The organism is Actinoplanes sp. NPDC051343, assembly GCF_044455125.1.
Taxonomy (GTDB): domain Bacteria; phylum Actinomycetota; class Actinomycetes; order Mycobacteriales; family Micromonosporaceae; genus Actinoplanes.
The window spans coordinates 420,949-446,654 of the sequence record NZ_JBITEL010000009.1; the positions used below are offsets into that span (position 1 = coordinate 420,949).

Annotated in this window: 16 protein-coding genes, 2 rRNA genes and 1 pseudogene; 5 read left to right on the forward strand and 14 right to left on the reverse strand. The window is 70.0% G+C overall.

The features are described from left to right. Positions 1-46: 46 nt before the first annotated feature. The 6 genes from ACIA5C_RS30015 to ACIA5C_RS30040 all read right to left on the reverse strand — a co-directional run bounded on the left by ACIA5C_RS30015 (position 47) and on the right by ACIA5C_RS30040 (position 9,995). Positions 47-3,373, reverse strand: a complete 3,327-nt coding sequence (locus ACIA5C_RS30015) for an Rne/Rng family ribonuclease (RefSeq protein WP_396060556.1) — start codon at positions 3,371-3,373, stop codon at positions 47-49. A 153-nt stretch (positions 3,374-3,526) separates the two neighbouring features. Then, on the reverse strand, positions 3,527-4,243 hold the full coding sequence (locus ACIA5C_RS30020; protein ID WP_396060637.1) for a TIGR03936 family radical SAM-associated protein: 717 nt from the start codon (positions 4,241-4,243) through the stop codon (positions 3,527-3,529). 66 nt (positions 4,244-4,309) lie between these two features. Next, entirely contained in the window at positions 4,310-6,301 is a 1,992-nt protein-coding gene (locus tag ACIA5C_RS30025) for a TIGR03960 family B12-binding radical SAM protein (protein ID WP_396060559.1), read from the reverse strand. A gap of 20 nt (positions 6,302-6,321) precedes the next feature. Next, positions 6,322-6,675 (reverse strand): STAS domain-containing protein, encoded by a 354-nt coding sequence (locus ACIA5C_RS30030; RefSeq protein WP_396060563.1) that lies wholly within the window; start codon positions 6,673-6,675, stop codon positions 6,322-6,324. Beyond that, on the reverse strand, positions 6,675-9,173 hold the full coding sequence (locus ACIA5C_RS30035; RefSeq protein ID WP_396060566.1) for a SpoIIE family protein phosphatase: 2,499 nt from the start codon (positions 9,171-9,173) through the stop codon (positions 6,675-6,677). The genes ACIA5C_RS30030 and ACIA5C_RS30035 overlap by 1 nt, the downstream gene beginning before the upstream one ends. Before the next feature lie 24 nt (positions 9,174-9,197). Continuing rightward, entirely contained in the window at positions 9,198-9,995 is a 798-nt protein-coding gene (locus tag ACIA5C_RS30040; protein ID WP_396060569.1) for an alpha/beta fold hydrolase, read from the reverse strand. Positions 9,996-10,153: 158 nt separating this feature from the next. Between ACIA5C_RS30040 and ACIA5C_RS30045 the strand changes: the two genes are divergently transcribed. The 3 genes and pseudogenes from ACIA5C_RS30045 to ACIA5C_RS30055 all read left to right on the forward strand — a co-directional run bounded on the left by ACIA5C_RS30045 (position 10,154) and on the right by ACIA5C_RS30055 (position 12,577). Beyond that, positions 10,154-11,497, forward strand: coding sequence for a hypothetical protein (locus ACIA5C_RS30045; protein WP_396060572.1), 1,344 nt, complete (start codon positions 10,154-10,156; stop codon positions 11,495-11,497). Positions 11,498-11,730: 233 nt separating this feature from the next. Continuing rightward, positions 11,731-12,003: pseudogene (locus tag ACIA5C_RS30050) on the forward strand (cryptochrome/photolyase family protein); the annotation flags it as partial. A gap of 355 nt (positions 12,004-12,358) precedes the next feature. After that, positions 12,359-12,577: a hypothetical protein gene (locus ACIA5C_RS30055; protein ID WP_396060576.1), complete on the forward strand. Its 219-nt coding sequence runs from the start codon at positions 12,359-12,361 to the stop codon at positions 12,575-12,577. Here the strand turns inward: ACIA5C_RS30055 and ACIA5C_RS30060 are convergent. From ACIA5C_RS30060 to ndk, 3 genes are all read right to left on the reverse strand, one after another. Beyond that, positions 12,574-13,356, reverse strand: a complete 783-nt coding sequence (locus tag ACIA5C_RS30060; protein ID WP_396060580.1) for an alpha/beta fold hydrolase — start codon at positions 13,354-13,356, stop codon at positions 12,574-12,576. The genes ACIA5C_RS30055 and ACIA5C_RS30060 overlap by 4 nt on opposite strands. 9 nt (positions 13,357-13,365) lie before the next feature. Continuing rightward, entirely contained in the window at positions 13,366-14,049 is a 684-nt protein-coding gene (locus ACIA5C_RS30065) for a lysophospholipid acyltransferase family protein (protein WP_396060583.1), read from the reverse strand. A gap of 167 nt (positions 14,050-14,216) precedes the next feature. Beyond that, positions 14,217-14,633, reverse strand: a complete 417-nt coding sequence (ndk, locus tag ACIA5C_RS30070; protein WP_396060586.1) for a nucleoside-diphosphate kinase — start codon at positions 14,631-14,633, stop codon at positions 14,217-14,219. Between the two features lie 169 nt (positions 14,634-14,802). On the opposite strand from ndk, the gene ACIA5C_RS30075 reads away from it, so the two are divergent. Beyond that, the gene (locus ACIA5C_RS30075; protein ID WP_396060588.1) at positions 14,803-18,252 is read left to right on the forward strand and encodes a VOC family protein; all 3,450 of its coding nucleotides are present in this window, start codon (positions 14,803-14,805) and stop codon (positions 18,250-18,252) included. Between the two features lie 37 nt (positions 18,253-18,289). Here the strand turns inward: ACIA5C_RS30075 and ACIA5C_RS30080 are convergent, their stop codons facing one another. From ACIA5C_RS30080 to ACIA5C_RS30090, 3 genes are read right to left on the reverse strand one after another with little or no spacing between them, the layout of a single operon-like run. Beyond that, the gene (locus ACIA5C_RS30080; RefSeq protein WP_396060591.1) at positions 18,290-18,703 is read right to left on the reverse strand and encodes a DUF4233 domain-containing protein; all 414 of its coding nucleotides are present in this window, start codon (positions 18,701-18,703) and stop codon (positions 18,290-18,292) included. Next, complete coding sequence (locus ACIA5C_RS30085) at positions 18,700-20,013, reverse strand: bifunctional folylpolyglutamate synthase/dihydrofolate synthase (protein ID WP_396060593.1); 1,314 nt, start codon at positions 20,011-20,013, stop codon at positions 18,700-18,702. Before ACIA5C_RS30085 ends, ACIA5C_RS30080 begins: the two co-directional genes overlap by 4 nt. Further along, positions 20,010-22,610: a valine--tRNA ligase gene (locus ACIA5C_RS30090; protein ID WP_396060596.1), complete on the reverse strand. Its 2,601-nt coding sequence runs from the start codon at positions 22,608-22,610 to the stop codon at positions 20,010-20,012. The genes ACIA5C_RS30085 and ACIA5C_RS30090 overlap by 4 nt, the downstream gene beginning before the upstream one ends. Positions 22,611-22,688: 78 nt before the next feature. Here ACIA5C_RS30090 and ACIA5C_RS30095 point away from each other — a divergent pair, with 78 nt between their 5' ends. After that, positions 22,689-23,354, forward strand: a complete 666-nt coding sequence (locus ACIA5C_RS30095; RefSeq protein WP_396060598.1) for a hypothetical protein — start codon at positions 22,689-22,691, stop codon at positions 23,352-23,354. A 297-nt stretch (positions 23,355-23,651) separates the two neighbouring features. Here the strand turns inward: ACIA5C_RS30095 and rrf are convergent. Continuing rightward, positions 23,652-23,768, reverse strand: a 5S ribosomal RNA gene (gene rrf / locus ACIA5C_RS30100). Between the two features lie 101 nt (positions 23,769-23,869). Further along, a 23S ribosomal RNA gene (locus ACIA5C_RS30105) occupies positions 23,870-25,706 on the reverse strand; the annotation flags it as partial.

The following is a 25,706-nucleotide window of genomic DNA, read 5'->3' on the forward strand; positions in this document are numbered from 1 at the left end:
GCGGCCCGGCAGTTAACTTTCTTTACCGAACCGCTCCCGTACCGGCTCAGGGACGAGTGCGCCGCCGGGTGCCACTGCGCCGCGACCGCCGCCGGCCACCAGCGCCGGCGCCCACCGACTCGTCCTCTTCCTCGTCCTCGTCCTCCGCCGCGTCCGGGTCGTCGGAACCGACCAGCCGCAGCGGCTCGCGGTCCTCGGCCGGCTCGTCGAACGCGGGCGCCTCGTAGCGGGACAGGTCGTACCCGCTGATGTCGTAGTCGTCCGCGGTCTCGTCGGCCGTCAGTGCCGACCGGGCGGCCGCCGAGACGATGCCCGAGCCCAGGACGGGCGGCAGGTCGGCCGCGATCGCCATCGGGTTCTCCCCGTCGTGCGGCGTCTCGACCGCCTCGACCGGCTCCCGGGCCGACGTCTCGGCCCGGGCCTCGACCGGAGCATCCACCTGGACCTCGACCGGCGCCTCCACCGGCTCGGGGTTGCCGCCGCGCCGCCGCCGCGACCGGCTGGAGGTGGCCGCCGGGGGCGCCGGAGGCTGCTCGGTACGCGGCGCCGCCGCGACCGCCTTGACCTGGTTGACCGCACCGCCGTTGGTCCGCTTCTCGGGCACCGGCTCGGTGTGGATCATCACGCCGCGGCCCTTGCAGTGGTCACAGGTCTCGCTGAACGCCTCGAGCAGGCCCGACCCGATCCGCTTCCGGGTCATCTGCACCAGGCCGAGCGAGGTGATCTCGGTGACCTGGTGCTTGGTCCGGTCACGGCCCAAGCACTCGGTGAGCCGCCGCAGCACCAGCTCGCGGTTGCTCTCGAGCACCATGTCGATGAAGTCGATGACCACGATGCCACCGAGGTCGCGCAGCCGCAGCTGACGCACGATCTCCTCGGCCGCCTCGAGGTTGTTACGGGTGACCGTCTCCTCGAGGTTGCCGCCCGCACCGGTGTACTTACCGGTGTTGACGTCGACGACCGTCATCGCCTCGGTCCGGTCGATCACCAGGTGGCCGCCCGAGGGCAGGAACACCTTGCGATCGAGGCCCTTGAGGATCTGCTCGTCGATCCGCTTCTCGGCGAAGACGTCACCCACGCCGGTGTGCCGGTGCATCCGCTCGAGCAGGTCGGGCGAGACCGAGTCGAGGTAGTTCTCCAACTCGCCGTACGCCTGGTCGCCCTGGACGATCAGCTCGCGGAAGTCCTCGTTGAAGAGGTCGCGGACGACCCGGATGACCAGGTCGGGCTCCTCGGAGAGGGCGGCCGGCGCGTGACCCTCGGCGGCCCGGCGCTGGATGTCCTCCCACTGACCCTGCAGCCGCTTCACGTCGCGGGCCAGTTCGTCCTCGCTCGCGCCCTCGGCCGCGGTGCGGACGATCACGCCCGCACCGTCCGGTACCAGCTTCTTGAGGATGTCGCGGAGCCGCTTGCGCTCGTTGTCGGGCAGCTTGCGGCTGATCCCCGACGCGTTGCCGTTGGGCACGTAGACCAGGTGGCGGCCGGAGAGCGCGATGTGGCTGGACAGCCGGGCGCCCTTGTGACCGATCGGGTCCTTCGTGACCTGCACCAGCACCGAGTCGCCGGACCGCAGCGCCTGCTCGATCGAGCGCGCCCGCCCCTCGAGCCCGGTGGCGTCCCAGTTGACCTCACCGGCGTAGAGCACCGCGTTACGGCCCCGGCCGACGTCGACGAACGCCGCCTCCATGCTCGGCAGGACGTTCTGCACCTTGCCGAGGTAGACGTTGCCGACCATGGTGCCGGAGGTGGTGCGGGAGACGTAGTGCTCGACCAGGACGCCGTCTTCCAGCACCGCGATCTGGGTGCGGTCGGGCTTCTGCCGCACGACCATGACCCGGTCGACCGCCTCGCGGCGGGCCAGGAACTCCGACTCGCTCAGGATCGGCGGACGCGTGCGGCGCTGCTCACGGCCGTCCCGGCGACGCTGGCGCTTGGCCTCGAGCCGGGTCGAACCGGAGACGCCCTGCACCTCGTCGGTGCGGCGCGGCTCACGCACCCGCACGACGGTGTGCACGCCGTCCTCGATGCCGCCGGTCTCGGCGTCACCGCTCGAGCCCTTGCGACGACGGCGGCGCCGGCGCCGGGTGACCCCGTCACCCTCCTCGGACTCCTCGTCCTCCTCGGACTCGGCCTCGCCCTCGGACACCGCGACGACCTCGTCGTCCTCCTCGGCTTCGCCGTCCTCGGCCGGGCCTTTGCCCCGGCCGCGGCCTCGGCGGCCCCGCCGGCGACGACGGCGCCCACCGGACAACTCGTCCTCGGACTCGTCCTCGATGCCTTCCTCGACGTCGTCGGCCGACTCGTCGGCCTCGTCGATCGGGTCCTCTTCCGCCACGGTGGTATCGACGGCTTCGACCTCGGCCGGCTCCTCGACCGCAGCGCCCCGGCGACGGCGACGGCTGCGGCGGGTGGCCTCGACCGGCTCGGCCGCCTCCTCGGCGACCGGCGCCTCGACCGGCGTCGCGACCTCGACCGGGGCCTCCTCGGCCGCCGCGCCACGGCGGCGGCGACGGGTCACCGGAGCGGTGACCTCGGCCTCGGTGGGATCCGGCGGCATGAAGAGTACGGCCGGGGGCAGTGCGGCCTTGCGGCTTCGCGTACGCGCTGGGGGCCGTTCCTCGACGAAGTCGTCGTCGAGCGGGATGACCGCGACGATCGGGGCGGCCTCGTCCTCTTCCGCCTCTTCCTCGGCCACGACGGCCTCGACCGTGGCGACCCGCTCGGCGGCCGGCAGGTCGACCCCGACCGGCTCGAGCGGGGTCGGCGGATCGGTCTGTTCGACCAGCGGCTGGTCGGCGGGCGGCACCTCGTCGGTCGGCGCCGGGACGGCGGCCGGAGCCGCCTTCTTGCGGCGGCTGCGGGTGGCCTTGACCGGCTTCTCCGCGGCCGCCTCACCGCTGGCAGCACCCGGGCCGGCCGCCTCAGCACCAGCGCCGGCAGTACCAACGCCGGCAGCACCGGCATCGGCGTCGGCGGCCGGGGCGGCAGATGCAGCCGGGGCAGCGGCGGGCGCGGCGGCCTTGCGGCGGCTGCGGGTGGCCTTGACGGGTCGGGTCGGCGCCTCGGCGTCGAGCTCACCGCCGGCGGCGGTCGACGGGACGGCGGCGCGGCCGACGGCCGGGTTGCCGGTCTCGTGACCGGCCCCGCCGGCTCGGGCGGCGTCGCTCGCCGTCGCCGCCCCGATCGCGCCGCCCGGCTCGGTGCCGGAGGCGTCGAGCGGGGGTTCCGGTGGTGGGGCCGCCGCCTTGCGGCGAGTGGCGCGGGTGCGGCGCGCAGGGGTAGTCGTCTCGGCGGTCACGTCGGCCGGGGTCGAAACCCCGTCCGGCTCGCCGCCCTGATCGCCCGGGGTGACCGGGTGCTCGTTATCGAGCATGGGGCGCTCTCCAGTTCTGGCGGCCCCGGGCGCGTTGGAACGCTGCCACGCAGGGTCGCCGCAAGTTTTTCGGGCCCGCCCGAAGGTCCGGACGGGCGGCCGAAGTCTGCCAGCGGGACGCCCACTGCCAAGCAGGCGACCTCCGACGGCGTCTCAGATCCCGGAAGGAAGAGGCGTGCGATCCGCTTCCAACGGATCGACGATATCTCCCGCGGTGGTGAGAGTGCCTTGGGCAAGCCGAGTAACCCGCGAAGGCACCGGCGGCTCCAGGCCGGCCACCACGCGCAGGCCGGAGAGGACGTCATCGGGCCGAACGGCGGGCGTAACCTGCCGTACGACGAGGCCAATTATCGCACACGGTGCGCCGTCCGCCTCGCTAGGTACGTCGGACTGCTCTTGAAGCGAGAGACGGATCACTGCCGACCGGGCGTCGAATGACCTCAGGCCCTGCTTCGTCATGCGCTCGACCAGCACTTCTTCGGCCGCGAGGAAGGCCTCGACGGCCTGCCGGGCGGTCGCCGGTTCGACCTGCGGCAGCTCGATCCGCCAGCTGGAGGCGTCGATCCGGTCGGCCAGGCTCCCCTCGCCGGCCACCACGGCCTCGAGCACGTCGAGCCCGGGCGAGAGGGCCGCGTCCAGAGCGACGCGCAACTCGTCCGGGTCGACCTCGGCCTGCAGCCCGATCTCCAGGTATTCCGCCTCGCTGCCGACGCCGGTCGGGGCCGCACTCGCGTACGAGATCTTGGGGTGCGGGGTGAAGCCCTGCGAGAAGGCGATGGGCACCGCCGCGCGCCGTAGGGCGCGCTCGAAAGCCCGGGCGAAGTCGCGATGCGAGGTGAAGCGCAGCGGGCCACGCTTGGCGTAGCGGATGCGAATCCGCTGGACGACCGGTGCCTGGCCGCCGACGGGCTGGTTCTTGGGAGGGATGACTTTCTCCTAAGCGGGGACCCCGGATAGAGGGCCTTTGGTCGGGTCAGGGGCGGCGGCCGGGGTGGTTGGATGGGTGTTTACCGGGGTCAGGGGAAGAAGCTTCTTGCCGGTCGGCCCGATCTGGATCTCGGTGTCCATCGACGGGCAGACGCCGCAGTCGAAGCACGGGGTCCAGCGGCAGTCGTCCTGCTCGTACTCGCTCACGGAGTCCTGCCAGTCCTGCCAGAGCCAGTCCTTGTCGAGGCCGGAGTCGAGGTGGTCCCACGGGAGCACTTCGGCCTGGTCGCGCTCGCGGGTGGTGAACCAGTCGAGGTCGACGCCGTAGCCCGGCAGGACCTCGGCCGCCGCCTCGACCCAGCGGGAGTACGAGAAATGCTCGCTCCAGCCGTCGAAACGTCCGCCTTTGTCCCAGACACGCCGGATTACCGCCCCGACGCGACGATCGCCCCGGGAAAGGAGTCCTTCGATCAGCGACGGCTCACCGTCGTGGTAGCGATAGCCGATCGCCCGGCCCAGCGAACGATCGGAGTTGATCTCCTGCTTGAGCATCTGGAGCCGAGCGTCGATGACCTCGGGACGCGCCATCGCGGCCCACTGGAACGGGGTGTGCGGCTTGGGCACGAACCCGCCGATCGACACCGTGCAGCGAATGTCCTTCGTGCCGGCGGCGGCACGACCGGCCTTGATCACCTCGTGGGCCATCCGGCCGATCTGGAGCACGTCCTCGTCGGTCTCGGTCGGCAGACCGCACATGAAGTAGAGCTTCACCTGCCGCCAGCCGTTGGTGTAGGCCGTGACCACCGTGCGGATCAGGTCTTCCTCGGTCACCATCTTGTTGATGACCTTGCGGATGCGCTCCGAGCCGCCCTCGGGAGCGAAGGTCAGGCCGGTGCGGCGCCCGTTCTTCGACAGCTCCTGGGCCAGGTCGATGTTGAACGCGTCGACCCGGGTCGACGGCAGCGACAGCGACACGTTCGTGCCCGAGTACTGCTCGGCCAGGCCGGAGCACATGTCGCCGATCTCGGAGTGGTCGGCGCTGGAGAGCGAGAGCAGGCCGACCTCGGAGAAGCCGGAGAACTCCAGCCCCTCCCTCACCATCTGACCGACGGTGGTGATCGACCGCTCGCGGACCGGGCGGGTGATCATGCCGGCCTGGCAGAAGCGGCAGCCCCGGGTGCAGCCGCGGAAGATCTCCACCGCGTACCGCTCGTGGACCGTCTCGGCCAGCGGAACCAGCGGCTTCTTCGGGTACGGCCAGGCGTCGAGGTCCATCGTCGTGCGCTTGGCGACCCGGAACGGCACGTCGGGACGGTTGGGCACGACGCGCTGGATGCGGCCGTCCGGCAGGTAGTCGACGTCGTAGAAGCGCGGGACGTAGATGCTCTCGGTGCGGGCCAGGCGCAGCAGCAGCTCGTCGCGGCCGCCCGGGGAGCCCTCGGCCTTCCACTCCCGGATGATGCCGGAGATCTCCAGCACCGCCTCTTCGCCGTCGCCGAGCACGGCGGCGTCGATGAAGTCGGCGATCGGCTCCGGGTTGAAGCTGGCGTGCCCGCCGGCGAGGACGATCGGGTCGTCGACCGTGCGGTCGGCCGCCTCGATCGGGATGCCGGCCAGGTCGAGGGCGGTGAACAGATTGGTGTAGCCCAGCTCGGTGGAGAACGAGACGCCGAGCACGTCGAACGCCCGCACCGGGCGGTGCGCGTCGACGGTGAACTGCGGGACGCCGTGCTCGCGCATCAACTGCTCGAGGTCGGGCCACACCGCGTACGTCCGCTCGGCGAGCACGTCCGGCTGCTCGTTGAGAACCTCGTAGAGGATCTGGACGCCCTGGTTCGGCAGGCCGACCTCGTAGGCATCCGGGTACATCAGAGCCCAGCGAACGGAAGCAGCGTCCCAGTCCTTGACGACGGCGCCCAGCTCGCCACCCACGTATTGGATGGGCTTACTGACCCTCGGCAGCAGCTGCTCGAGCTGCGGGAAGACGGAACTCACGCTCATGGGAGTCCAGCGTACGCGGGTTACCTCTCCAGCTCGGCCGCGGCCCGGTCGAGGTCGGTGGCCAGCAAATCATCGCGAAACGCGCACAACGTGAGCGTCATCCGGGCCGCCCCACGCTCCCCCACGACCAATCGGAACGGGATGCCGCTGTCGCTCATGTCGCCCGCCAGCGCGTCGAGCAGCCGCACCCCGGCGCTGTCCAGGAACGAGACCCGGGTCAGGTCGATCAGCACCGCGCCGGCGGCCGAGGTGTGCCGGGCGATCGCCCGCCCGATGTCGTGCGCGTTGGCCAGGTCGATCTCGCCGGTGAGGCGGACCAGTTCGGCCGGGCCGAGGCGGGAAAAGGTTACCCACTGGTCCGTCGCCGTGGTCATCAAGCGTCCTCCCGCTTACGCCGCATGGTCACGGTGGTGCCGTCGCTGCGGTCGAACATGACCTGGTCCATCGACTGCCGGATGATCTGCAGGCCCCGCCCGCGGGACACGTCCGCCACCGGACCCTGCCAGGTTCCCTGGTCGCTGACCCGCACCTCGACCGCGTCGGTGGTCACCGTCGCGGTCACGTCGATCATGCCGAACGGGTCGTCGCGGTAGCCGTGCTCGATCGCGTTGGCGACCGCCTCGGAACAGGCGAGCAGCACCGCGTCGCGGCAGACCGGGTCGACCTCGTGCGCGTCCAGCCAGCTCCGCAGGTCGGCCCGGAGCAGCGCGATCTGCACCCGGTCGGCGCCGATCGACCGTTCGATGCGCTCCTCGGTGCCCAGGGTCAGGCAGAGCAGGCAGACGTCGTCGGCATGATCGCGCCCGATCAGGGTGTCGGCCAGCCCTGCGGTCAGGCCCTGCAGGGGCGCGTCCCGGCGGCGGGAGAACTCGCGGGCCAGCACCTCGAAGCCCTTGTCGATCGGCCGGGTACGCCGCTCGATCAGCCCGTCGGTGTAGAGCAGGAGGCGGCTGCCGGCCCGCAGGCGCTGCCGATGCTCGATGCGTTTGGTGTCGCCGGCCCGGGAGCCGAGCGGCGCCGACCGGCCGTGCATCAGGTAGTCGGGGCCGCCGGTCGGCTCGTGCAGCAGCGGCGGCAGATGGCCGGCGCACGAGTACGTCAGGTCGCCGGTGGTCAGGTCGACCTCGGCGTAGGCGACCGTGGCCATCCGGGCCGCCTCGACCCGCTCGACGAACCGGTCGAGGCCCTCGATCAGCCGGGCCGGCCCCTCGAACGCGGAGGCCAGAGCGCGGACCGCGCTGCGCAGCTGGCCCATCGTGGTGGCCGCCTCGATGCCCCGGCCGACGACGTCGCCGACCACGATGGCCAGCTTGTCGACGGTGATCAGGAAGGCGTCGAACCAGTCGCCGCCGACCTCGAGATCCTGCGCCGCGGCCTGATAGTGGGTCTCGACCGCGAACCGGGAGTCGCCGCGCGGCAGGTCGCTGGCGAGCAGGCTGCGCTGGAGCGTGCGGGCGATCTGCCTCTCCTGCTCGTAGAGCCGGGCATTTTCGAGGGCCAGGCCGGCCCGGTCGGCCAGGTCGATGAGGAAGATCTCCTCGGTCGAGTCGCCCGGGCGGGGTTCGGTCGGGCGCAGCGCGAGCGTGCCGAGCACCCGGCCCCGTGCGGTCAGCGGCAGCACGATGCAGCCGAGCTCGTCGCCGTCGTACTCGAAGGCGGCCGCGCCACTGGCCGCCACCGCGGCGATCCGTTCGGCGAGCAGGTCCGCGTCGGGTGCCGGGCCGCCCGCGTCCTCCTTCACGACCTGGGTGTTGACCTGCAGCCGCACGTCGGCCCAGTCGGCGATCGCGGGTACCAGCCGCTCGACCAGCCGGCGGGCCCGCGGCAGCAGCCGGTGCTTCTCGTCGAGCACCCGGGTGGTCTCGGCCAGGAAGGTGATGCGCTCCTCGCGGCTGCGCGCCTCGTCGTAGAGCCGCGCCCGGTCGAGCGCCTGGCCGGCCTGCTGGCCGAGGAGCCGCACCACGCGCAGTTCGCTGTCGGTCAGGCGGCGCTCCTCGGTGAAGCTGAACGCCAGCACGCCCAGCGTCTCAGCCATGCCGTGCTCGTCGGCCGGGCCGGTGGTCAGCGGCAGCAGCACGACCGTGTTGCGGCCGGACCGGAGCATCGTCTCGGCCAGATCGGGGAAGTGCTCCTTGGCCTCGGTCAGCGAGGCCACGACGTGCAGGTCGCCGCGCTCGGCCACCCGGGCCACCGCGCGCGACGAGGACCGGGGCATGTCGGTCCAGTTGCCGGTCGTCGGGTCGGTCGAGGCAACCGCCATGATCTGATCCTGGTCGCCGTCGATCAGATAGATGCTGGCGCTGGCGGCCCCGAAGGCGGGCTCGGGCGCCCGCAGGACAGCCTCGGCCACCTCGGCCTCGGTCGGTGCGGCGGCCAGGTCGGCCACTATCTGCTGCAGTACGCGGATGCGCTGTTCCGATTCCTCGGCCGCGCGCCGGGCCTTGAGCAGTTCGTTTTCGTAGCCGCGGCGGTCGGTCGCGTTGAACACCGTGGTGCGGATCGTCCGCGGGTGCCCGGACTCATTGCGCCCGAGCCGCGAGTTGACCAGGGTGGGCAGCTCGCGACCGTCGGCGCAGACCATGTCGAACGCGATCTCGTGCACGTCGTCCTGCATGCTCAGCAACGGCGCGTAGTGGGTCTCGTGGAACAGCTGGCCGCCCGAGCTGAGCAGGTCACGGAAGCGGCGGCGGCCGATCAGCTCGTTGCGGGCATAACCGGTCCAGCTCAGGAAGGTCTGATTGACCTTGACGATCGTCCCGTCGGGCAGGGTGGTGAGGTAGCCGCACGGCGCGTGCTCGTACAGGTCGTCAGGATCGTCGTCCCAGGGCAGACGTAGCTCCTGAGTCACGTCCGGCCCACCAGAGTCACTCACGGTCCGATCCGATTCGATTCGCTTCTAGAGCCAGGCCTTGATGGCGTCGACGGTCTCCTCGGGCGCGCTGAGGTTGGGGCAGTGCCCGGTTGCGTTCAGCTGCACGAGGGTGCTCCCCGGGGTGTGTTTGTGCACGTAGTCGCCGACGAAGCCGGGGGCGATCACGTCGTCGGAGCACTGCAGGATCAGCGCCGGGACGCGCAGCCGGAGCAGATCGTCGCGGTTGTCGGAGAGGAACGTGACCCGCGCGAACTTCTTGGAGATCTCGGGATCGGTGCGGCAGAAGCTGTTGGTCAGCTCCGCGCCCAGCTCCGGACGCTCCGGGTTACCCATGATCACCGGGGCCATCTGGCTCGACCAGCCGAGGTAGTTGCTGTCCAGTGCGTCGAGCAGCGCGTCGAGGTCGGTGCGCCCGAAGCCGCCGACATAGCCGTCGGCCGGGTCGTTCATGTAGCGCGGCGACGGCCCGATGAGCACCAGCTTGGCGAACCGCTCGGGCTCCCGGTTGGCCGCCATCACGCCGATCATGGCACTGACCGAGTGGCCGACGAAGATCACGTCGTGCAGATCATGCTCGTGGAGGATGTCGAGCACGTCGTCGACGTAGCCGTGGAGAGTGGAATGCCGGTCCTCGTCGTAGGCTGACAAGTCGGACCTGCCGTTGCCGACGTGGTCGAAGAGCACGAGCCGATGGCTGTCCGCGAAGGCCGGGGCCACGAAACGCCACATGTTCTGGTCGCAGCCATAACCGTGAGCGAACACCATCGGCTGGCCGAGTGGATTCCCGGTCAACGTGACGGCATTTCTCTGTGTCGTTCTCATGTCCGGGTAACCATACGGCTCCACAGCGTCTTACACATCGCCCATGGTGTCCGGCATCTGGATCCGCCGCCCGGTCCGGCCGGACCGGCAACGGCTGGCACACCCGCTCTAACCTGGCCGTAGACGCCCTCACCCGGGACAGCTAAGGAGATCGACGGATGGCCGACCAGCAGCCGGGCGACGAAAAGCCGGCGGCGGGGCAACCGGACGAGACCCGGGCCGCCGCGGGCGAGCCCTCGACCGCGGACGCGCCGGCGCGCTGGAGCGGATCGGCGGCGGTGCCGCAGGCGGCCCCGAGCAGGTCCCGCAACTCGCGGCGGGCCGCGCGGCTCGCCCGCGAAAACACCGCCGCGGCCTCCCCCGAGCCGCCCTCGGACGAACACGACCCGACCGCGGTGGATCCGTACGACTGGGCGTCGATGCCACCGGTCGACCCGTGGGCCGACCAGGACACGCCGTGGGATCCCTACCCGCTGGGCGAGACCCCACCGGCAGCGCCGCTGCCCCCGACCCGATGGGACCGGCCGGCCCCGACCCGGCTCGACGGACCGCCGGCCGCCGCACAGCCACCGGCCGCACAGCCACCGGCCGCATCGTCACCGGCCGCGCCGCCTCCAGCCGCATCACCACCGGCCGCATCGCCTCCGGCCGCGCAGCCACCGGCCGCATCGATGCCTCCGGCGGCGCCGGCACCGGCCGGCCCGCCGCCGGCTCAGCGACCCGCACCCCCGGCGGCGCCGAAGAAGAAGAGCCGGTGGGGGCGCAAGCCCAAGCAGGCGGAGCAACCGGCTCAGCCGGTCAACCGGGTCCGGCGGCCCCCGACCGCGGGCGAGCAGAGCAAGCCGCTGCCTCCCGCGCCGCCGTGGATCCAGCGGCCGCCGCAGCGCCCACTGCCTCCCCCGCGACGCCGCCGGCGCCGCTGGGGCCGGCGGTTCGGCCTGTTCAGCCTGTTCGGGCTGCTCTGCTGCTGCGGACTCCCGCTCGCCTACCTCAACTTCCCGGCCGCCCGGCAGTACCCGGTCAACGCCGTGCTGCCCGACTCGTTCCTCGACCTCAACAAGCGCAACGACGACAACAGCAGGCAGGCCGCCGCGCGGCTGGCCCAGGAACTGCGGGACGCCGGCGGCAACGCCGACGACACGTTCGCCGGCATCTACGGCGACGGGGACGGGAAGCGGGTCACCGTCTTCGGCGTCACCGGCTGGCGGCTCGACCCCGGCCACGACGTGCGGGGCGAACTCGACCGCCTGAGCGACGAGTTCAGCCTCACCGGCGTGCAGTCGTTCGACACCGGCGCCTTCGGCGTGCACGAGGAGTGCGGGGTGGGACACTCGGACGGCAAGACGGTCGTCGTCTGCGCGTGGGCCGACCACGGCAGCCTGGCGACCGTACTGTTGACCCGGCGCTCGCTCGACGAGAGCGCCCAACTGGTCGAACAGCTGCGCAGCGCCGTGCTGTCCCCGGGGATAGCGAAACCGTCCGGGGGTATCCCCAAGTTGTGACCCGGTGACTTTTCGCGGATCAGCTCGGCCCGCACTTCCTCGACCAACCCGGCCAACCCGCGCTGCTGATCGAGTCGAAGGCCGTGTTCCGGCGGCGCGCATTCCACCGGCAGAAGGCGCACCTCATCGTCTCCGCCCTGCGGCACCGGGCCGGCGACGACAACGTGCGGTTGGTGCGCTCCGAGACGTACGCCGAAGGTCTCACCGACCCACGCGTCACCGGACCGGTGACCGTGACCCACCTGACCTCCCGGGCCGCTCGCGGCCTGGTCCGGCGCCTGCCCGGCGTCGAAGTCCTGCCGCCGCGGGGTTTCGTCACTTCACCGGCCGACTTCGTCGCCTGGGCCGACGGACGCCGCGGCCTGCGGATGGAGGACTTCTACCGGGACGCGCGGCGGCGGCACGGCATCCTCATGGACGGCGCCGAGCCGGCCGGAGGCCGATGGAACCTGGACGCGGACAACCGGGAGCCGCCGCCCCGCGGGGTCGAGCGCCTGGACGTGCCGGCGCCGCCGGCCGTCGTCGAGGACGAGATCGACGAAGAAGTACGCCACGACCTCGACCGCTGGGAGCGCGAGGACGGCATCGAGTTCGTCGGCCGGGACGGCCCGCGACTGTTCCCGGCGACCCGGAAAGAGGCGCTGGCCCGGCTGCGGCACTTCGTCGAGCATCGGCTGCCCGCCTTCGGCCCGCACGAGGACGCCATGCTGGCCGGCGACCCGATCCTCGCCCACAGCATGCTCAGCGCCTCGCTCAACCTGGGGCTGCTCGATCCGCTCGAGGTGGTGGAACGGGCGGAGGACGCGTACCGGAAGGGGCACGCGAGGCCCGTACGCGGCCGGTGGCGCCTACATCAACCGGATGAGCGACTACTGCGGGGGCTGCCGCTACGACCCGAAGCAGCGGGTCGGCGACCACGCCTGCCCCTACACCGCCGGGTACTGGTCGTTCCTCGCCCGCAACGAAACGGAGTTTTCCGGAAACCACCGGATGCGGCAGCCGATGCAAGGCCTGCATCGGCTGACCGACCTCGACGCGCTCGTCGATCAGGAGAAGGCCCGCGGTTCGATAGCGCCCTAACCCCGGTAGAAGTCGATCAGCAGCGGCGCGAGCATCTTCGGGTCGACGTTGTGGTCCTGGCCGTCGATCACTTCACACGACGCGTTGGGCAGCACCGCGGCCAGCGCATCAGCGCCGTCGCGCATGAACCGCTCGCTCGCACCGCCGGTCAGCACCAGCACCGGCGCGGCGACCTCGCCCCACTCGGCGCCCAGCGGATGACCCGACATGCTGTCGCCGACCACCCGGCCGTCATAGGCCAGCGTGTGCGCGACCCCCTCGAGCGCCGGCCAGATCGGGCCGCCACGCATCTGATCGAGGATCGGACCGGGCAACCCGATCGCGTCGGTCATGAAGATGGTCAGCGCCTCGCCCGGCGAGGCCCCGTCGAGGCGCTCCACATAGTCGGGCGGCAGCGGCTCCCGGGAGTCGTCGACGATGATCGGCGGCTCATAGACCGCGAGCTTGTGGATCTGCGGCAGCACCCGCGCCGACCGCAACGCCAGCTGGCCGCCCGAGGACATGCCGAAGACGCACGCCCGTCCACCGGCCGCCCCGATCACCGCCTCGAGATCTTCGACCTCGCGCTCCACCGCGTAGGGCAGCGTGTTGCCGCTGTCGCCCCGGCCCCGGCGGTCGTAGCCGAACACGGTGAACCCGGCCGCCGCGAGCAGTACCTCGAGCTCACCCGGCCCGCTCCCGCGGGTGCCCAGGGCCCCGGCGACCAGCACGACCGCCGGGCCGTCACCGGTGCGGTGGAACGCGATCGCCGTGCCGTCCCGCGAGGTCACCGTTTCCATGGCCTAACCCTAAGCGTCCTGGGGCGGCGGGGTCTTGGCCGGCGCATAACGCGGGACGTATTCCTGGCCGGTCAGCTTCTGGATCTCGGCCATCACCTCGTCGGTGAGGGCCCGCAGCGAGGTGCGGTCGTCGGCCCGGCCGGTGGTGTCGATCGGTTTGCCGTACTTGATCGTGATCTTGCCGCGGAACGGCATCGGATAGGGCTGGCCGATCGGCTGCACCCGCTCGGTGCCGATCGTGCCGACCGGAATGATCGGAACGCCGGCGCCGACCGCGAGACGGGCCACTCCCGTACGCCCCCGGTAGAGCCGTCCGTCCGGAGAGCGAGTGCCCTCGGGGTAGACGGCGACGCAGTCGCCGCCCCGAAGCACCGGGATCGCGCCGTCGAACGCGGTGAGCGCGGCCCGACCCCCGCCGCGGTTGACCGGGATCGCGCCGAGCCCGTTGAGCACCGTCCGGCTGACCCAGCCGTTGAACCCGGAGCCGGTGAAGTAGTCCGACTTGGCCCAGAAGGCGATGTGCCGGGGAACGGACGCGCCGAGGAACAGCTCGTCGGCGACCGACAGATGGTTACCGGCGAAGATCAGCCCGCCGGTCTTGGGGATGTTTTCGCGTCCTTCGACGTGCGGCCGCCAGCCAAGCATCAGCGCAGGGCCGACGGTGACCTTGCCGATCGAGTAGAGCAGCGGCAACGCGGGTTCCTCCGGAACAGGAAGTGCAAATAGTGGGGGCGGCCATGAGGTTATCGGACCGTACGCCGGAAGTCCCTGCCCATGTCGGGTCGCCGCTCACACCGTATGGGTAACCGCCACCGTGACCTGCTCGCCGTCGCCGGCGGTGATGCGCCCACGGGCGTCGGTCACATGCCCGGGAACCACAGTTCCAGCTCGCGCTTCGCGCTCTCCGGAGAGTCGGACGCGTGCACCAGGTTTTCCCGGTTGGACAGCGAGAAGTCGCCGCGGATCGTGCCCGCCGCCGCCTTGCGCCCATCGGTCGACCCGATCATCGACCGGACCACCTCGATCACGTCGTCGCCGGAAAGCACCAGAGCGGCCAGCGGCCCGCTCGTCATGAACTCCTTGAGCGGCGGATAGAACGGCTTCTCGACGTGATCGGCGTAGTGCTGATCGGCCAGTTCCGCGTCCATCGTGCGCAGCACCAGCGCCTCGACGACCAGGCCTTTACGCTCGAACCGGGACAGGATCTCGCCAAGCAGGCCGCGCCGGACGGCATCCGGCTTGAGAAGCACGAGGGAGCGCTCGGGGGAGCTGGACACGGAAAGATCCTCCTGAGGAAGGCGTGACACGCGGTAGTCAGCCTATCGGTACCGGAAAAGTGGCGAGCGCCAACGCCCGTACTGCCGCTCTTACCGGCGCACTTACTGCCGCACTTTCGCGAAGAGTCGACCGGGCAATAACCTGACGGGAACAACCAGGAGGTCCACAGTGGCGAACCAGGCCGGCCGTCCCATCGCCCCGGCGCGCAAGCTGGTGGCATTGGTCATGGGCACGATCGCGGCCTTCTTGACGGTCTTCGGCATAGGCATGATGAGCTGGGCCGTCGTCGTCTTCGGCATCGCGCTGCTCGCCCTGTCGATCGCCCTCGGCATGGTCAACGTGGTCCGCCGGGGCGCCCGCGCCTGGGTGGCCGGCAACGCCGACGTCCAGGCCGTCTCACCGCCGCCCACCTCGTCGTCCGCGGTCTACGGCCGCGCCGAGATCCAGGCCGTCATCGTCGCCCCCGGCCTGCCCACCTCCGAGGTCACCATCCGCGACCCGCGCGTCCCGGTCGCCAAGTGGCCGGTCACCGGCGACACCCTGCCGATCACGGTCGACGTAGACGACATGCGCCGCGTCAAAATCAACTGGGAGGAGGCGGGCCCCCGCCGCACCGGCGAAGACCCGCCGCCACCCGCGGCCACCCACGAGACGGTCGACTTCGGCGACCCGGAAGACCAGCTCGACGACGACCTGCTGGGCGAGGTCGCCCCGCCCCCGTGGCAGACCCGCCCCGACGGCTGGGACCGCCCCACCGACACGGTCGTGGTCCGCGACACCCCCGAGGGCCGCATAGTCGAAGGCGAACTGGTCGACCCGGCCGCCGACCGGCCCCTCCCCCGCCGAGCCGCCCGCGAAGACCAGGCCGACGCCGACGACGACCCGGACGACCCGGACCCGGCCTACTCCACTGCGTTCCCCTCGGACCCGGCCTCATCCTCAGCCGACCCGGCAGACTCCCCCTCACCTTCCACCGACCCGCCGACGTCTTCCCCGTCGGCACCGTCGTCCCCGTCGGCCTCAGCTGACCCGGCCTCGTCTTCCGGGTCCGGGTCGGCAGGACGCGTCTCGTCCCCATCCGCTTCCGCAGGTCCCGCGCCGTCTTCGGGCGGCTCCTACTCATCCTCTGCCGCGTCATCCGGTCCGGCCCCGGCCTCCGGCGCCACCGCCCCGAGCTCACCCGCGCCGGGCCCGTCCTCCGGCGGAGCCGCAGCCGCCGCTGCAGCCGGTTTCGCAGCGGGTGCCGCCGCTCCCCGACACCGCCCCAGCCCTCATCCCCGAAACCAGGGCACGGCCACCGCGACCGCCGCTCCCAGGACGGCCCCTTACGCCGGGTCTTCCGGGGGTACGGCGTCCCACTCCTCAACCACGACCCAAACCCGTGAAGCTTTCACCGCCTCTGGGCCCCCTCCCGCCCAGCGCTCGCCTCACCCCGCTGACGACCTGATCACCGACGCCGCCAACGCTGCAGATGTCGCAGATCAGCAGGGCATCGGACGCACCACGGCAGCCCATGGCAGCGCAGCGCCCGCCGGAGCCGAGCCGGCACAGCCCGCTCCACGGCCCAGCGCCGCCGAAGCCACTCGAAGCAGCGAAGAGCCCGACTCCGCCCACCGCGAGGCCGGTTCCGCCTACCGCGGGGCCGGTTCCGCCTCCCCCGAGGCCGGTTCCGCCTCCCCCGAGGCCGGTTCCGCCTCCCCCGAGGCCGAGCGCGACGCGGGCGCGCCCGAGCGGGATCGGAATGCTCACGCCCCGCACGCCGGCGCCGAGCAGTCCGAGACCGGCGAGAGCCACCGATTCGCCAAGACCGCCGGCGCGGCAGCCGCCGCCGGCGCGGCCTATGTCACCGGCCGTCGCGCGGCCCCAGCGCAGCGCAGCGGCTCGGCCCCCGAGGCCTCAGGAGCCGCGCCCGAGCAGACAGACGCAGCCGACTCGGCGTCCCGTCCTGCTCCGCGACCCCACCCCCAGCCGACCCGGGTGGCGGCCACCCCGGCGCCGTCGTCGTCCTATCCCACCGCGCCCCAGCCGACGACCTCACGGCCGACCGCGCCGGAACCCACCACCCAGCGCCCGACCGCGCCGCCCCCCTCCGCCGTACGCGACGACGAGATCGACCTCCCTCTAGACGGCGACCCCGACCTCCCGCCGGAGTCCGCCCCTGAAGCCGCCGAGGCCCGAGCCGAAGACCTGATCGCACCCCCGCCGGCCGACGACCCGATCCGCCGTGCCCCCCAGCCGGTTCCGCCGACCCCCGAACACCATCCGTCACCCGGCGTCGCCGCCGCTCCTCCGGCTCCCACCGTCTATGACCCGTCCGCGTCCTCAGCGGGGACCACGGATCCGGCGGACAACCCGCCATCGGCGACCCCTTCCGGCAGCCCATGGGCAAGGCCCGGACGGCCCTCTGCGACCTCCTCCACCCGCTTCAGCACGAACGCGGCCCACGAATCCACCGTGCCCACCGAGTCATTCGAGGCCCAGCCCGCAGCAGGCGAGCCACCCCGGCACGGCGCAGGCGCGGTCGTAGCCGGCGCAGCCGCCGCAGTCGGCGCCGCCGTAGCAGCCGTCAAACGCCTCACTCACCCCCACGACCAGCCCACCCCGAGCCCGGAGTCCACCCCCAGGCCGGAGTCCACCTCAAGCCCGCAGTACACCCCCGAGCCGGATTCCCCCGCGAGGCCGGAGCCCACCCCGAGACCGGCGCCGATGCCCGTCCAACAGCAGGCCTCCACAGAGGAGCCGACCTCCGCTCAGGAGCACGCTTCCGACGACGAACCGATCGCCGCGCCAGGGTCGGCCCCCACCGGCCCGATCTTCGAACCCGCCGCAACACCGACCGGGGAAGAACCGGCCCCCGAACCGGCTGGGCGAGACGCGCCTGTGCAGACCGCACCGTTCGACACCGTCCCCCTGCCCCAGGTCCAGCCAGACCGCCCACACTCAGCCGAACCAGCGCAGCCCGCCGAACCGGCCGGATCGGCCGACACCATCCCGCTGCCCTCGCCCCAGCCAGAACCTCCGGCATCTACCGAGCCGCCGCAAGCCACCGCTGGTCCGGGCGACGCCGACGCGTCCAAAGGCGCCCCCCGAGGGGCCTCCGCGGCCGCGGCCGCGGCAGGGGCCGGCGCCGCGGCGGCCTCGAGGCCGGACGGGAGCCCGTGGGCCGACCTCACCCAGGGCGCCGAGGCCGACGAGCACGCCGGCGACCTGATCACCGGCTACCCGAGCGCCCGCCCGGGACCGTCCGGCGCGATCCACGGCGTCGGCATCACGATCCTCGTCACCGATCTGGATCGGTCGATCGTGTTCTACCGCGACCTGCTCGGCTTCTTCGTGATCGACAGCGGCACGGGCAGCGCCGTACTGGCGTCCGGTGACACGCGCGTGGTCCTCCGTACCGTCGACGGGCTTTCTTCGGAGGCCGGCCACCTGATCTACCTCAATCTGGAGGTGGGCGACGTGGAGGCCATATACGAGGAGCTGCGTTCGAAGGGCGTCGAGTTCCTGCACGCTCCGCGGGCCGTCAACCGGGGCGAGCGGCTCGAGCTCTGGTCGGCCACCTTCCTCGACCCGGACGGCCACAACATCGCCATCACCCAGTGGCGCGCCATCCGCTGACGCGCCGGCCCCGGCTCGCACCACCGGCCGGGGCTTCTCAGCCGAGGATGGACCGCCGCACGTACAGGGCGTAACCCCAGGCCGCCCCGAAGATCGCGCCGACCAGGGTCAGCGACCAGTGGAAGTATCCGCTGGCCAGTAGCAGCACCTGCAGCACAGTGCCGGCGGCCCACGCCCACCGCCGGCGCATCATGCCGGTCAGGGCGAACGCCAGCACGGCCAGCGCGATGACCGTGCCGATCCCCCAGCCGCTCAGATGGCCGCCCATGATCCTGATCGGCTGGATGGCCAGCAGAAGCACGATTCCCTCAAGACCGAGCGTCGCCGCCCCGAGCCCCCGGACCGCCCCGGCCGGATTTCGCAGCCCCGACCGCGGCGCCTGCGACCCGTCCGGAATGTCACCAGCCGAACCAGCCGAAGGCGACGGAACGGGCTCTTCGGGCGTACTCATCGCTTCAGCAGCCTCCGCGCGTCGGCCACCGTCACCACCGAGCCGGTGATCAGCACGCCGACCCCGCTCAACTCGCCCGACGCGTCCTCCTCGGCGATGACCACCGCCTCCTCGATCGCGTCCGGCATGTTGTGCGTGACCGTCACCCGGTCCTCGCCGAAGATGTCGGTCGCCACCTGCGCCAGTTCGTCGACCGGCATCGAGCGGGGCGAGCTGTTCTGCGTCACCACGATGCGGGCGGCGACCGGCTCGAGCAGGTCGAGCAGGCCCGACACGTCCTTGTCGGCCATCACCGCGACGACCGCGACCAGGTGCCGGAAGGTGAACTCTTCCTCCAGCGCGGCCACCGTCGCCGCCATCCCGTGCGGGTTGTGTGCGCCGTCGAGCAGGATCGTCGGCGCGCTGCGGACCCGCTCGAGCCGGCCCGGGGAGTCGACCTGCGCGAAGCCCTCGCGTACGAGATCAAGCTGAACCTGATCGCCCAGGAAGGCCTCGACCGCGGCCAGCGCAAGGGCGGCGTTCTGCGCCTGGTGGGCGCCGAAGAGCGGCAGGAACACCTCGTCGTAGCGTGCGCTCAGCCCTTGCAGCACCAGCACCTGGCCACCGACCGCCTGCGTACGGTCGACGACCCCGAACTCGCTGCCCTCGCGGGCGAGGGTGGCCCCCATCTCGCCGCAACGTTCGAGGATCGGACGCATGGCTTCCTCGGTCTGCAGCGAGGTGATCACCGTGGCGCCCTTGTGGATGATGCCGGCCTTGGCCCACGCGATGTCCTCGATCGTGTCGCCGAGCCACTCGGTGTGGTCGAGCCCGATCGGCGTCATCACGCACACCCCGGCGTCGATCACGTTGGTGGCGTCCTCCTCGCCGCCGAGTCCGACCTCGACCACCGCGACGTCGACCGGCGCGTCGGCGAATGCCGCGTAGGCCATGGCCGTCGTCATGTCGAAGTAGGTCAACGGTTCGGAATTGCGACCGTCGATCAAGTCGGCGAGGGGCCCGACTTCCTCGTAGACCGAGACCATCTGCTCCTCGGAGATCGGCTCCCCGTCGAGGCTGATGCGTTCACGCACCGTCTCGAGGTGCGGGCTCGTGTATCGCCCGGTGTGCAGCCCGTGGGCCCGCAGCAACGCGTCGATCATGCGGGCGGTGCTGGTCTTGCCGTTGGTGCCGGTCAGGTGGATCGCCGGGTAGGCCCGCTGCGGACTGCCCAGCACGTCCATCAGGTCGCGGATCTTCTGCATGTCGAAAACCATGCGGGTGAAGCCGCGCCGATCGAGCGCGGCTGTCACCTCGTCGTATTCACTCATGCTGTTGTCAACGCCTGAAGGGCCGCATCAATTCGCGCCAGGTCGGACTCGGCCGCCGCCAGGCGGTCCTTCATCTTGGCGACGACCTGCTCGGGCGCCTTGCTGACGAAGGATTCGTTGTCGAGCTTGGCCCGGGTCTGCGCCGCTTCCTTCTCGGCCGCCGCCCGGTCCTTCTCGAGGCGGGCCCGCTCGGCCGCCACGTCGATCGTGCCGCGGGTGTCGAGGTCGACCGTGATGCTGCCGGTCACCGCGAGCGTCGCCGTGGCGGTGAAGTCGGCGGTCGGCGGGTCGAGCCGGGCCAGCGAGCGGATCAGCGCCTCGTGCGTGTCGATGCCGACGTTGCCCAGGCCGGTGAGGGCCGCGCTGACCCGCTGGCTCGGCTTGAGACCCTGGTCGGAGCGGAACCGCCGGACCTCGGTGACCAGTTTCTGCAGTGCCGCGATCTCCTCTTCGGCCCCGTCGTCGATCAGCGTCGGGTCGGCGGCCGGCCAGGACGCCTTCATGACCGTCTCGCCGGCGGTGAGCGCGATCCACAGCTCCTCGGTGACGAACGGCATCACCGGGTGGAGCAGGCGCAGCAGCTGGTCGAGCACGTGCCCGAGCACTCGCCGGGTGGTGTCGCCGCCCGCCGAGAGGACCGGCTTCGACAGCTCGAGGTACCAGTCGCAGACGTCGTCCCAGGCGAAGTGGTAGAGAGCGTCGCAGACCTTCGCGTATTCATACGACGCGAAATAGCCGTCGACCTCGCCGATCACATGCTGCAGGCGCGACAGGATCCACTTGTCGATAGCCGAGAGATCCGACTGGTCCGGAAGATCAGTGCTGACCGCACCGTTCATCAGCGCGAACCGCGTCGCATTCCACAACTTGTTGCAGAAGTTCCGCGAGCCCTGGCACCACTCTTCGCTGATCGGCACGTCCGACCCCGGGTTAGCGCCCCGGGCCAGCGTGAACCGCGTGGCGTCGGCGCCGTACCGATCGATCCAGTCGAGCGGATCGACCACGTTCCCGAATGACTTCGACATCTTCTTGCCGTGGCCGTCGCGCACCATGCCGTGCAGGTTGATCACGTTGAACGGCTGGACGCCGTCCATCGCGTAGAGCCCGAACATCATCATGCGGGCGACCCAGAAGAACAGGATGTCGTAGCCGGTGACGAGCACGCTGGTCGGATAGAACTTGGCCAGCTCGGCGGTGTCGGACGGCCAGCCCATGGTCGAGAACGGCCACAGCGCCGAGGAGAACCAGGTGTCCAGCACGTCCTCGTCCTGCTGGAAGCCGGCGGGCGGCTGCTCGTCCGGCCCGACACAGACCACTTCGCCGTCCGGCCCGTACCACACCGGGATGCGATGGCCCCACCACAGCTGACGCGAGATGCACCAGTCATGCATGTTGTCGACCCAGGCGAAGTAGCGCTTGGACAGGTCGGCCGGCTCGATCGCCACCCGGCCGTCGCGCACCGCGTCGCCGGCAGCCTGGGCCAGCGGGCCGGTCTTGACGAACCACTGCAGCGACAGCCGCGGCTCGACCGTCGTCCCGCAACGCGAGCAGTGGCCGACCGAGTGGATGTAGGGCCGCTTCTCGGCGACGGTGCGGCCCTGCTCGCGCAGCGCAGCAACGACCGCCGGCCGGGCCTCGTAACGGTCGAGACCCTCGAACGGGCCCGGCACGGTGACCACCGCACGCTCGTCCATCATCGTGATCGTGGGCAGGTTGTGCCGCTGACCGATCTCGAAGTCGCTGGGGTCGTGGGCCGGGGTCACCTTGACCGCGCCCGTGCCGAACGTCGGATCGACGTGCTCGTCGGCCACGATCGGGATGCGGCGTCCGGTCAGCGGCAGCTCGACCTCGGTGCCGATCAGGTGCCTGTAGCGCTCGTCGTCGGGGTGCACGGCCACCGCGGTGTCGCCCAGCATCGTCTCGGCCCGGGTGGTGGCGACCACGATCGCGTCGGGCCCGTCGCCGTAGCGGATCGAGACCAGCTCGCCCTCGTCGTCGGTGTGCTCGACCTCGATGTCGCTGAGTGCGGTCAGGCAGCGCGGGCACCAGTTGATGATGCGGTTGGCCCGGTAGATCAGCTCGTCGTCGTACAGCCGCTTGAAGATCGTCTGGACGGCGCGCGACAGCCCCTCGTCCATCGTGAACCGCTCACGGCTCCAGTCGACGGAGTCGCCCAGCCGACGCATCTGCCCGAGGATGGCGCCACCCAGCTCGGCCTTCCACTCCCAGACCTTCTCCACGAACTTCTCGCGGCCCAGATCGTGGCGGGACAGCCGCTGCGAAGCGAGCTGACGCTCCACCACGTTCTGCGTGGCGATGCCGGCATGGTCCATGCCCGGCAGCCACAGCACCTCGAACCCCTGCATCCGCTTCCGGCGGCTCAGGGCGTCCTGGATCGTGTGGTCAAGGGCGTGCCCGACGTGCAGCTGGCCGGTCACGTTGGGCGGCGGGATGACGATCGAGAACGCGGGCTTGTCACTCTTCGGGTCCGCCGTGAAGTAACCCTCCGATACCCACGTCTCATACCGCCGCTGCTCTACCTCGCCCGGCTGGTACTGGGCGGAGAGTTCACTGCGGGTCTCGGTTGCATCGGTCACTCGACAAGTCTACGGAGGTGGGGTTCGAAGCGGGAATTCGCACCTCCTCCTGTGGATAAGCGTTGCTAGGCTCGTCCGATGTCCGAAGCGCCCCAGCAGTTCGACGAAGCCAAGCCGATCGAGATCGGCGAGCCGTTCGATCTCACCCCCGACGGCGGCGATGACGCGGAGCAGCCGGAAGACAAGCGCCGCTCCCCGCTTCGCCGCATCGTCCTGCTGGCCCTGCTCGTGATCGCTCTGGCCGGCCTGGGCACGCTCGGCTACGCCGGCTGGCAGATCGGCACGCAGAAGGACGCCACCCTCAGCACCCCCGACCAGATCGGCCCGCTGCGCCTCGACACCTCCGACAACGGCCAGCAAACTGCCGCCTACCTCCAGACCGCGCTGGTCGCCGAGATCAACCTCAATAAGACCGTAGGCGGCGTTTACGCCGACAGCGCCGGCCACAACGTCCTCTTCTTCGGCGGCACCGCCACCATCTGGAGTCCCGACACCCAACTCGGCAACGCCTTCGACCTGATCTCCGACAAGCAGGGCGCGGTCACCGGCCTCCACAAGATCGACGCCGGCCCCCTGGGCGGCACCATGAAGTGCGGCACCACCCAGTCGGACGACGGTGCACTGGCCGTCTGCGGCTGGGCCGACCACGGCGCCCTGGCCCTGGCCATGTTCCCCGGCCAGCCGGAATCCGCCGCAGCCCCACTCCTGCGCACCATCCGAGACGCCACCCAGAAAAGGAATTAACCCCTTTTCGGTACGCCGGATCGCCGCCCCCAAAAGCACAACACCCGAACCCGGCTACGCCGCTGCCGCACGCGACCAACTGCCACCCAAGGCCGCAGCGCGCCTAACGCGCATAGCGATCGCCGACCGTAGACCGTTACGTTCGCACGGCCACAATCCACCCCGGCCCCTCTTCTGGGCGGGGCCGAGTCAAGCGGCCGGGTACGACAATTCCGAGCGGTTATCCACAGGAGTGAAAAGGTCCGGAAATAGCAGTAGGCCCACCCCCGTGAAGGGGTGGGCCTACTGTCACGTTGAGTCCGGCGGTGTCCTACTCTCCCACACCCTCCCGAGTGCAGTACCATCGGCGCTGGAGGGCTTAGCTTCCGGGTTCGGAATGAGACCGGGCGTTTCCCCTCCGCTATAACCACCGAAACATCTTCCAACACAACGCACAACCAGCAACCCCGAGGTGCGTGGGGGTGGTTGTTCGTTTGCTGTGAATCACACAGTGGACGCAGACCATCAAGTTTGGTGTGGTTAAGCCCTCGGCTTATTAGTACCGGTCAACTGAACACGTTACCGTGCTTACATCTCCGGCCTATCAACCCGATAGTCTCTCGGGAGCCTTACCCCATCAAGTGGGTGGGATACCTCATCTCGAAGCAGGCTTCCCGCTTAGATGCTTTCAGCGGTTATCCCTTCCGAACGTAGCCAACCAGCCGTGCCCCTGGCGGGACAACTGGCACACCAGAGGTTCGTCCGTCCCGGTCCTCTCGTACTAGGGACAGCCCTTCTCAAGTATCCAACGCGCACGGCGGATAGGGACCGAACTGTCTCACGACGTTCTAAACCCAGCTCGCGTACCGCTTTAATGGGCGAACAGCCCAACCCTTGGGACCTGCTACAGCCCCAGGATGCGACGAGCCGACATCGAGGTGCCAAACCATCCCGTCGATATGGACTCTTGGGGAAGATCAGCCTGTTATCCCCGGGGTACCTTTTATCCGTTGAGCGACACCGCTTCCACACGCAAGTGCCGGATCACTAGTCCCGACTTTCGTCCCTGCTCGACCCGTCAGTCTCACAGTCAAGCTCCCTTGTGCACTTACACTCAACACCTGATTGCCAACCAGGCTGAGGGAACCTTTGGGCGCCTCCGTTACCCTTTAGGAGGCAACCGCCCCAGTTAAACTACCCACCAGACACTGTCCCTCGACCCGATCAGGGCCGCAAGTTAGATACCCAAACCCAACAGAGTGGTATTTCAACAATGCCTCCACCCGAACTGGCGTCCGAGCTTCACCGGCTCCCACCTATCCTACACAATTAAATTCGGATACCAATGTCAAGCTATAGTAAAGGTCCCGGGGTCTTTCCGTCCTGCCGCGCGTAACGAGCATCTTTACTCGTACTGCAATTTCGCCGGGCCTGTGGTTGAGACAGTGGGGAAGTCGTTACGCCATTCGTGCAGGTCGGAACTTACCCGACAAGGAATTTCGCTACCTTAGGATGGTTATAGTTACCACCGCCGTTTACTGGCGCTTAAGTTCTCCGCCTCGCCCCGAAAGGCTAACAGGTCCCCTTAACGTTCCAGCACCGGGCAGGCGTCAGTCCATATACATCGTCTTACGACTTGGCATGGACCTGTGTTTTTAGTAAACAGTCGCTTCCCCCTGCTCTCTGCGGCCATACCACGCTCCACCAGCAAGTAGCTTCACGTGTCCGGCCCCCCTTCTCCCTAAGTTACGGGGGCAATTTGCCGAGTTCCTTAACCACAGTTCGCCCGTCGCCTCGGTATTCTCTACCTGACCACCTGTGTCGGTTTCGGGTACGGGCCGCTCGGAACATCGCTAGAGGCTTTTCTCGGCAGCATAGGATCACTGACTTCACCAGAACGGCTCGGCATCACGTCTCACCCTCATACACCACGGATTTGCCTATGGTGCGGGCTACACGCTTACCCCGGCACAACCACCGGCCGGGATCAGCTACCTTCCTGCGTCACCCCATCGCTAAACTACTACCAACCAGGGTCCTAGCCGCAAAACCTTTAACCCGAAGGTCGCCGGCTCATTAGATAGTTAGCATGGAAAGGTTCGTCTTGGGCGTTCCTACGCGGGTACGGGAATATCAACCCGTTATCCATCGACTACGCCTCTCGGCCTCGCCTTAGGCCCCGACTCACCCAGGGCGGATTAGCCTGGCCCTGGAACCCTTGGTCATCCGGCGGAAGAGTTTCTCACTCTTCATTCGCTACTCATGCCTGCATTCTCACTCGTATCACCTCCACGGCTAGATCACTCTGCCGCTTCCCTGGTGATACGACGCTCCCCTACCCACCCACACACCTGGATACCAGCCACAAAGACT

Excerpts from the sequence above, each read along its gene's own strand:
- ACIA5C_RS30015 (WP_396060556.1), bottom strand. The coding sequence starts at position 3,373 with ATGCTCGATAACGAGCACCCGGTCACCCCGGGCGATCAGGGCGGCGAG.
- ACIA5C_RS30025 (WP_396060559.1), bottom strand. The coding sequence starts at position 6,301 with ATGAGCGTGAGTTCCGTCTTCCCGCAGCTCGAGCAGCTGCTGCCGAGG.
- ACIA5C_RS30030 (WP_396060563.1), bottom strand. The coding sequence starts at position 6,675 with ATGACCACGGCGACGGACCAGTGGGTAACCTTTTCCCGCCTCGGCCCG.
- ACIA5C_RS30040 (WP_396060569.1), bottom strand. The coding sequence starts at position 9,995 with ATGAGAACGACACAGAGAAATGCCGTCACGTTGACCGGGAATCCACTC.
- ACIA5C_RS30045 (WP_396060572.1), top strand. The coding sequence starts at position 10,154 with ATGGCCGACCAGCAGCCGGGCGACGAAAAGCCGGCGGCGGGGCAACCG.
- ACIA5C_RS30055 (WP_396060576.1), top strand. The coding sequence starts at position 12,359 with ATGAGCGACTACTGCGGGGGCTGCCGCTACGACCCGAAGCAGCGGGTC.
- ACIA5C_RS30060 (WP_396060580.1), bottom strand. The coding sequence starts at position 13,356 with ATGGAAACGGTGACCTCGCGGGACGGCACGGCGATCGCGTTCCACCGC.
- ACIA5C_RS30080 (WP_396060591.1), bottom strand. The coding sequence starts at position 18,703 with ATGAGTACGCCCGAAGAGCCCGTTCCGTCGCCTTCGGCTGGTTCGGCT.
- ACIA5C_RS30085 (WP_396060593.1), bottom strand. The coding sequence starts at position 20,013 with ATGAGTGAATACGACGAGGTGACAGCCGCGCTCGATCGGCGCGGCTTC.
- ACIA5C_RS30095 (WP_396060598.1), top strand. The coding sequence starts at position 22,689 with ATGTCCGAAGCGCCCCAGCAGTTCGACGAAGCCAAGCCGATCGAGATC.